The following is a 7,575-nucleotide window of genomic DNA, read 5'->3' as shown; positions in this document are numbered from 1 at the left end:
CAATAGATGGTAAGCTGTTTTTTTCTCTGTCCTGACACCGATTGTTCACGTATCAATTTAACGTTCTCTTTTATGCCTATCAATAAGCAACAAAACAAACATAATAAACCATATCCCCCATGCAATCAAACAACCAATTCCTAGATATTGGATATCTATGATTATTCCAATAATAAAAGGAACTGACATAAACATCATTCTTTTTCCATATGCCTTACACATAGCATTCTCATCGTATTTCTTTCGTTCATCCGCTGATTTCATATTATAACCCGACAAGAAATTAGCAGCTTTTCCTTCTGATTTATAAAACCACATTCCAAACAAAAACATAATCACTGCCATCATAAAGTCAAAAACAATATAGATCATATAATCATAGAACATATAATACAATTTCTCCTTTCAACCAATCACTCTTATCTCTTTGAATTTTCTACATTACTCCTCATCTTTGACCAAACATAGCAAATCAGTATATCCTGACTGCATAAGTAATTGCTTAAAACCAGACATCACTTCTTCTTTTGTATAATTATTATTTTTCAAAAACTCACTATCCTTCTCACTAAGGTATTGGTAGAAAAGAGCTGCTGCCATTACCTCATTTCTGTCTGTGTAATCAATGCTATCTAAAAGTATATTCTCTGCTTCGTTAATTTCCCCAGAATCAATCATATCAAGAAAATCTTTCAAATTTTTCCCTGATACTTCATATTTATTTTCTTTTTCAAGTTCAACAGAAACATACTTTTTCCCAAACATTAAAGAAAATAATACTCTTACCATTTCTTTTATCATTCGCATAATATAGTCTTTTTCGTCTGTGAAATACATTTTTCACCTCCATAACTACCGATTTTCCAACAATACAAGCAGGAAATTATTTATCATCTGTATTGTTTTCCTTTTTCTTATGAGTCGAACCCAAGCAAAGAAATGAAGAACCAAGACATAACCATACTATAGCCATAGAACTTTCATTTCCACTCGTAAAGCCAATAGCTGACGCTATGAAAAACAGAACTGATGCAATGTAAAATAAGATTGATTTGTTTATCCCTTTTTTCATAAATAAGCATCTCCTGCAAACAATAATTTATTTTAATAAATATTTTTTAAACGCTTTATGATTATCAAAGTGGACTTCTCTAAAAAACAGAACTAACCAAATAATATAGGTTGGTATAGCCATATATGGGGTTAAAAGGCAGGATAATGTCGCTCCTGCTAACATTATAACAGTCCATATGAAGCACTGATTTCTTATATCACGAGAGATCTGAGCTTTATCATACATTGTTTGTTCTTCTTTAGAAAATGAATTAAATCCTGAAACAAATTTAGTTGCTTTTTCCTTAAAAATCGCAAATAACACACCTATAATTACAAATGGTATAACCAAAATTATACATGACCAAAATCCTATATTCATAATACATACCTCCTCTTAAAATACCAATTTCTCAGTTTCAAAAACTGGAATTTATCGTCTTGTTCCATTCTTATCAAAATTCTTTTTTAATGCTATTTCTGTTGGGAGAATAGATCCAATTAAAGGAATAAGTTGAACACCACAGATAATTCCTCCTATACTCCCAACACAATCTTCATTTTTTCCAATTACTAAAAGCATGAATATTACTGTTATCGGCAACATAACCATTCCACAGACATACCAAACTTTACCACAATATTTATGAGCAAATTCCCATGTGTCTTTGTTCTTCATAGACATCGAGCTCCGATATCCAAATACTGAATTTATTTTCTTTGGAGCCTTTTTCATAAAATATCTTCCAAAACCAATCATCGTAAATGGAAGAAGCAAATCCATAATCAACATAAAAATCCAAAACCCCATTGTAAACCTCCTTTACTACAACTTTCGATTTTACTTTGTAACTATGACTTTTCCTTCTGAATCCAGAAGAGGTGTAATAGCCGCTCCATATCCAGATTTCCAACAAAGATAGTTAACCCCAGTCTCCTTATCTACAAGGATTTGGCGAACTCCTTCATCCTTAAGCTGACTTCCGTCTCTAAATGTAACTTCAAATCTTTCTTCTTTCTTTGCCATGTTTATTTCTCCTTTTTTCAAGCGTTAAATTCTAATTTAATAGCGCAAAAGGAAATATATGACATACACCCAACTAAGTAATCCATGAAAAATCGCCCAGCCGACAGACTTCCACGTTGTATAACTAATAACCATAGCTAATGCACTTCCAAAAGTTATTCCTGATTTTACCGTTTTCTTGACAGTCATTGATTTATTATCTTCCATGTTTGTTTCCTCCACAAATTCCGATTGAACAAAATCGCTGCGCGATGGCCTACCAAGGCTATGGCATAGCGATTTTCTTTTTTCTATAACAAAACAGTGGAAAGCAAGTCCTAAAAGTAGTATTGTTAAGTCACCACAACGAAACAATCAAACAGGATCAACCTTCCCACTGCCTATGAAAAGAATACCACCCTTCCGCTTGGTTGGCAAGCGGTTTTATGACCAAAATGCACCTCCATATAAAGCAGTGTTCCGGATAACTACTGATTTTATATGGAGGATTTTATTATGTATGAAAAATATTTAGAACAGCTTGAGGAAGCCGGAAAAATCCGTAACCTTAAAGAACGTTCCATCAACTGCTATAAAAACTATGTCTCTTATTTTCTGAAATATCAGAATAAGAATCCTGAAGAGCTTACCTGTCAGGATGTCAGGGACTTTCTTCTTGCCAAGAAAGACGATGGTCTGAAAGCGACCACCCTCAACCTTTATAATTCATCCATCCGCTTTTTCTATCGGAATGTACTTCACATTCTATGGGATGATATCACCGTTCCACGCATGATGATAGAGCACAAGCTCCCTGTCGTACTTTCTGTTAATGAAATCGATAAGCTTCTTGATGCTACGGATGACCTGAAATATAAAGCCATGTTTGCCACCATGTATTCTTCCGGAATGCGTGTCTCCGAAGTAATCCACCTTCATTATGAGGATATTTCACGTACTAACATGCAGATCCATATCCGGGATACAAAGAACCGGATGGACCGTTATACCATTCTGTCTGAAAGAAACCTTGCGATTCTTACAGAATACTGGTTCAAAAAAGGCAGGCCAAAAGGAATTTTGTTTCCGAATCAGTTTACAGGGCAGTATCTTACCGTAAGTACACTGGAACAGGTTATCCGCCGTTCTGCAGCGGCTGCCGGGTTATCAGGGGTCACTCCTCACTGCCTCCGCCACAGCTTTGCCACTCACCTTATGGAGCAGGGAGTGGAACAGAGGAATATCCAGGCACTGCTTGGACACCGTGATCCGAAATCAACAGAGGTTTATCTTCATGTCAGCAACAAATCCCTTATGGGCATACGCAGTCCTTTTGACAGAAAGGATGGTACAGCCAATGGATAAGCCCACAGTACAGGATATTTTTCACCGTTTTTATCCGGCATACCTTGATCAGTATTCACCTTCTCCTGTACAAGCAAAGGTTGCGCATAACATCATGAACTGCAAGACCGGTGCCTATGGTGCAAATGTATGTGTATGTGAGGATTGTGGTTCCGTACAGATTCATTACAATTCCTGCCGCAACCGCTGTTGTCCCATGTGTCAGGCTGTTCCGAAGGAGATGTGGATGGATGCACGCAGGGAGGATGTCCTTGATGCTCCCTATTTCCATCTGGTTTTTACTGTTCCAGATATTCTAAATCCGGTCATTTACAATAACCAGAAACTCCTTTATGATGCCTTATACCATGCAGCTTCCGCAACCATCAGTGAACTGGCTGCCGACTCAAAACATCTCGGTGCAAAGGTGGGGTACATCTGCATTTTACATACATGGGGTTCTGAAATGAACTTTCATCCCCACATTCATACCATTCTGCTGGGTGGAGGACTGACTTCCAACAACCAGTGGAAGGACAATGGCGAAAATTTCTTTTTTCCAATCCAAGTCATCTCCAAAGTGTTCCGTGGAAAATATCTGGAGGAACTAAAGAGGCTGTGGGAAGAAGACAAACTGGTATTTCATGGTACTGCTGAAAAGTTGCGTAACCATTATACATTCAAGGAACTCTTGAATTCCTGTTATGGTATGGACTGGGTTCCTCACTGCAAAAAGACTTTCAATGGTGCCGGGTCAGTAATTAAATACCTGGGCAAATATACTCACCGCATTGCCGTCAGCAATCACCGCATCGTCCGTATGGATGATGATACCGTTACATTCTCAGTAAAGGATTACCGCAATGAAGGGCGGTGGAAGGAACTGACCATTTCGGGGATAGAGTTTGTCCGGCGGTTTCTCATGCATGTACCACCAAGACGCTTTGTCCGCATCAGGCACTACGGACTGCTATGTTCCCGTACCAAAAGACAGAAGCTTACTCTTTGCAGAAATCTCCTTGGATGTAAGAAGTATCTTTCCGAGCTTCGTGACCTGGAAATGCCTGAAATACTGGAACATCTTTATGGCATCAAAGTCTGTGTATGTAAAGCATGTGGCGGACATCTCGGAAAACCACAGATGAGAATGCCACTGCGATGTTAAAGAGCAACATCTCATACTTTCAAAAGCCTCAGTCCCTGAGGTTTGTTTGCCATACCCATTTTCAGTATTTTTCGCAAATTTCTGTAGCTTTCATACTGAAAATCTTATATAATCATGAGCAGGAACAAAGAATTGAAAGCCCATAGGTTACGGCAATCCGGACGCTTGCTTTGTTCAATTAGGTCAAATCGAAAATGGTGTAAACGAAGGGGCAGTTCCCTGCAATGCCAAAACTGCTTTTTCGTTTACCCCATCATCGATTGTAACCTAAAGAATTTCTATTTTCGTTTCCATAGCATAGTGTACTCTTTTTCACCAGTAGCTTCATCCAAGCCTTCACATTGAATAATGAACCCTTCTCTTTGGTAAAAAGAAATTGCTCTGGCATTCTTCTGGTATACATTTAACCGTAAGCTAACTTTTTTATCCTTAACATAATCTAATAAAAGCTTACCTATGCCACATGACTGCATTTCATCGGAGACAAAAATACCTTCTATATATTTATCATTTAGTCCTACAAATCCTTGTGTCATTTTATCTGCTTCAAACACATAAACTTCGTATTGTGACATCATTTCTTTTACTAATTCATAATTACTCTTCCAGTATTGATTGGAAATAAAATAATGTGCTTTCAGATTTGTCTTTAACCATATGTCAGCAACTCTATCGATATCTCCGTTCAGCAACTTTCTAATCATAACAAATTTCTCCACAACTACATTCTTTATGCTTTTCTCTTTTTTTCATTCTATCACAAGCTCACCATTAATCATCATTTTTTTGATATTTTTTCTTTTCCCCCACTGTAAAACAGCCTCTGAGCGTTTCGTTATATAGAAGGGTACACATACAGAGCAAGATCCACCCATGTTTAACAGTATTGCCATTTGGCATCCTGTCATCCTATGGGATTTATCTTGATGGGGATCTCCCCATACCCTCTCAATAACAGACGCTTCACTTGTCTGTTGGTTCCACCTAAAGGTGTTCACAGCACTATTTCTAATATCGGAAGGGACAGCCGATATTGAAATACGTGGACTCCCAGTGGGAGGAATAATCGTAGCGAAAGGAGGAATATGAGAACAGAAAACAAAGATAAAGAACTGAATCACAGACATTTTATAGGATTACGTCTTACCGATGTCGAACTGGATTTATTAGACCAAGGCGCTGCTTGTTTATCTGTTAGCCGATCAGAATATCTGAGGAAACTTCTATTGGAAAAGCAAATCCATCATCAGATTGAAGTTGTTGCAGACATGAATGATCTCAGAAAACTGGTCAGTGAATATGGAAAAATCGGATCGAATCTCAATCAGATTGCCAAGCATTTTAACAGTGGTGGCAGTCAGTCACGTGCTATAGAAAATGAGATTCATCAGTGCATCACGGACTTATTCCTATTAAGAAAAGAGGTACTGAAACTGGCAGGTGGTATGAATGGCAATCGTAAAACACATTAAAAGCAGAAATGCAAATTACTCGGCTGCTATCAATTATCTTCTGTTTGAACATGATGAAAAAACCGGGAAAAAGATTGTAGATGAATCCGGACGAAGCATCCTGCGAAAAGAGTTTTATATGGATGGACTGAACTGTGATCCGATGTCTTTTGACAAGGAATGCGAACTGACAAATGCTCATTTTCACAAAAATAAGAAACGTGAAGATATCAAAAGTCACCACTACATTATCAGCTACGATCCAGCCGATGTTACAGAAAATGGACTTACCGGCGAGAGAGCACAAGCAATCAGTTTGGAACTTGCAAAGCAGATGTTTCCTGGATATCAGGCACTGGTAGTTACTCACACCGATGGCCACAATGAATCCGGAAATATCCATACTCACATCGTCATCAACAGTATGAGGAAGACTGCAGTGGAAAGGCAGCCTTATATGGATAAACCACATGAAGAAGTTGCCGGATACAAGCATCGTTCCACGGATAAATTCATGAACACTTTTAAGAAAACTGTCATGGATCGTTGCCTACAGGAAGGACTTCACCAGATAGATCTTCTTGCTCCGGCTGAAAGAAAAATCACTCAGAAAGAGTATATGGCACAGAAACACGGCCAGCAAACAATAGATGAGATCAATCGGAAAATTATCGAAGATGGTCTCAAACCAACATCCACCGTATTCCTTACGCAGAAAGAATATTTGCGACAAGCGATTGATGAATGTGCTGTCACTTCCAGTAATTTTGATGAATTCCAATCTAAACTTCTGGAACTATTTCAGATCTCTGTGATTGAGCATCGTGGCAGATACAGCTATCTTCATCCTGATCGACAGAAGCGGATTTCTGAACGTGCACTTGGAACACGATATGGAAAAGAACACCTGGAACAGACCTTCTTACGCAAGGATCCATTGGCCATTCTCTACGTCAGATCTCACCTGTGCCTGGTTGTAAATCTCCAGACAAATGTGAAAGCAATGCAGAGCCCGGCTTATGCTCATCGGGTAAAACTTTCTAATCTGCAGCAAATGGCAAATACCATTATCTATGTGCAGGAACATGGATTTGATACGCAGTCAGATTTGAAAAACACACTGCTTGCATCAAAGCAGGAATTGAAAGAAATGCAGACACAGTTTGCTCAGCATCGGTCCAATCTAAGGACTCTCAATGATCAGATCCGCTACACCGGACAGTACTATGCAAACAAGGAAGTTTATTCCCAATTTTCAAATGCAAAGTACAAAGGAAAGTACCGGAAAGAACATGCGAAAGAAATTCAGAAATATGAAGAAGCCAGAGATTGGCTGAGATCCTTTTATCAGGATGGAAAGATGACAAGCCTAAAAACCCTGACTTTACAAAAAGAAAAACTGCAACAGCAGATAGCTTCCGAAGAAGAAGCAATAAGCAGCTTGAAAGAAAAATTAAAAGATCTGGACACTGCCGATCAGAATGTTGATGCCATTCTTCAGATGCAGATTCCAGAACCAGTGAAATCAAAAACCAAAGATCTCGAACGATAACTAT

General features: G+C 38.4%; 12 protein-coding genes. 4 read left to right on the top strand and 8 right to left on the bottom strand.

Annotation, left to right across the window (positions count from 1 at the left end; translation table 11 throughout):
- Positions 1-57: 57 nt before the first annotated feature.
- Genes DWY31_RS13340 through DWY31_RS14070 form a run of 7 tightly spaced genes read right to left on the bottom strand, consistent with a single transcriptional unit; the run spans position 58 to position 2,287 of the window.
- A complete protein-coding gene (locus tag DWY31_RS13340) occupies positions 58-387 on the bottom strand; it encodes a DUF3784 domain-containing protein (RefSeq protein ID WP_330415344.1) in 330 nt (109 codons plus the stop codon).
- A 54-nt stretch (positions 388-441) separates the two neighbouring features.
- Positions 442-837 (bottom strand): DUF6483 family protein, encoded by a 396-nt coding sequence (locus DWY31_RS13335; RefSeq protein ID WP_117606935.1) that lies wholly within the window; start codon positions 835-837, stop codon positions 442-444.
- A gap of 46 nt (positions 838-883) precedes the next feature.
- Positions 884-1,072 (bottom strand): hypothetical protein, encoded by a 189-nt coding sequence (locus DWY31_RS13330; protein ID WP_005342828.1) that lies wholly within the window; start codon positions 1,070-1,072, stop codon positions 884-886.
- Between the two features lie 27 nt (positions 1,073-1,099).
- Entirely contained in the window at positions 1,100-1,435 is a 336-nt protein-coding gene (locus DWY31_RS13325) for a DUF3784 domain-containing protein (RefSeq protein WP_117606934.1), read from the bottom strand.
- A 51-nt stretch (positions 1,436-1,486) separates the two neighbouring features.
- The gene (locus DWY31_RS13320) at positions 1,487-1,864 is read right to left on the bottom strand and encodes an SdpI family protein (RefSeq protein ID WP_117606933.1); all 378 of its coding nucleotides are present in this window, start codon (positions 1,862-1,864) and stop codon (positions 1,487-1,489) included.
- 30 nt (positions 1,865-1,894) lie between these two features.
- Positions 1,895-2,080 carry a DUF6440 family protein gene (locus DWY31_RS13315; protein ID WP_005342831.1) on the bottom strand — a complete coding sequence of 62 codons (186 nt, stop codon included), beginning with the start codon at positions 2,078-2,080 and terminating at the stop codon, positions 1,895-1,897.
- A gap of 36 nt (positions 2,081-2,116) precedes the next feature.
- Complete coding sequence (locus DWY31_RS14070) at positions 2,117-2,287, bottom strand: hypothetical protein (RefSeq protein WP_015535374.1); 171 nt, start codon at positions 2,285-2,287, stop codon at positions 2,117-2,119.
- A 288-nt stretch (positions 2,288-2,575) separates the two neighbouring features.
- Here DWY31_RS14070 and DWY31_RS13310 point away from each other — a divergent pair, with 288 nt between their 5' ends.
- Together DWY31_RS13310 and DWY31_RS13305 are read left to right on the top strand one after the other, a co-directional pair.
- Positions 2,576-3,424, top strand: coding sequence for a tyrosine-type recombinase/integrase (locus tag DWY31_RS13310; protein ID WP_118520914.1), 849 nt, complete (start codon positions 2,576-2,578; stop codon positions 3,422-3,424).
- Positions 3,417-4,568 (top strand): IS91 family transposase, encoded by a 1,152-nt coding sequence (locus DWY31_RS13305; protein WP_118520912.1) that lies wholly within the window; start codon positions 3,417-3,419, stop codon positions 4,566-4,568. Before DWY31_RS13310 ends, DWY31_RS13305 begins: the two co-directional genes overlap by 8 nt.
- Positions 4,569-4,846: 278 nt before the next feature.
- Here DWY31_RS13305 and DWY31_RS13300 read toward each other — a convergent pair whose 3' ends face one another.
- Positions 4,847-5,272: a GNAT family N-acetyltransferase gene (locus DWY31_RS13300; RefSeq protein WP_117698774.1), complete on the bottom strand. Its 426-nt coding sequence runs from the start codon at positions 5,270-5,272 to the stop codon at positions 4,847-4,849.
- Between the two features lie 381 nt (positions 5,273-5,653).
- Between DWY31_RS13300 and DWY31_RS13295 the strand changes: the two genes are divergently transcribed.
- Positions 5,654-6,040 (top strand): plasmid mobilization protein, encoded by a 387-nt coding sequence (locus DWY31_RS13295; protein WP_004843919.1) that lies wholly within the window; start codon positions 5,654-5,656, stop codon positions 6,038-6,040.
- On the top strand, positions 6,018-7,571 hold the full coding sequence (locus tag DWY31_RS13290) for a relaxase/mobilization nuclease domain-containing protein (RefSeq protein WP_118427368.1): 1,554 nt from the start codon (positions 6,018-6,020) through the stop codon (positions 7,569-7,571). Before DWY31_RS13295 ends, DWY31_RS13290 begins: the two co-directional genes overlap by 23 nt.
- The last annotated feature ends 4 nt before the right edge of the window (positions 7,572-7,575 follow it).

Origin of the sequence: Dorea sp. AF24-7LB (assembly GCF_003478575.1) — a bacterium.
Classification (GTDB): Bacteria; Bacillota; Clostridia; order Lachnospirales; family Lachnospiraceae; genus Dorea_D; species Dorea_D hominis.
This window is presented reverse-complemented; position numbering and strand designations above follow the sequence as displayed.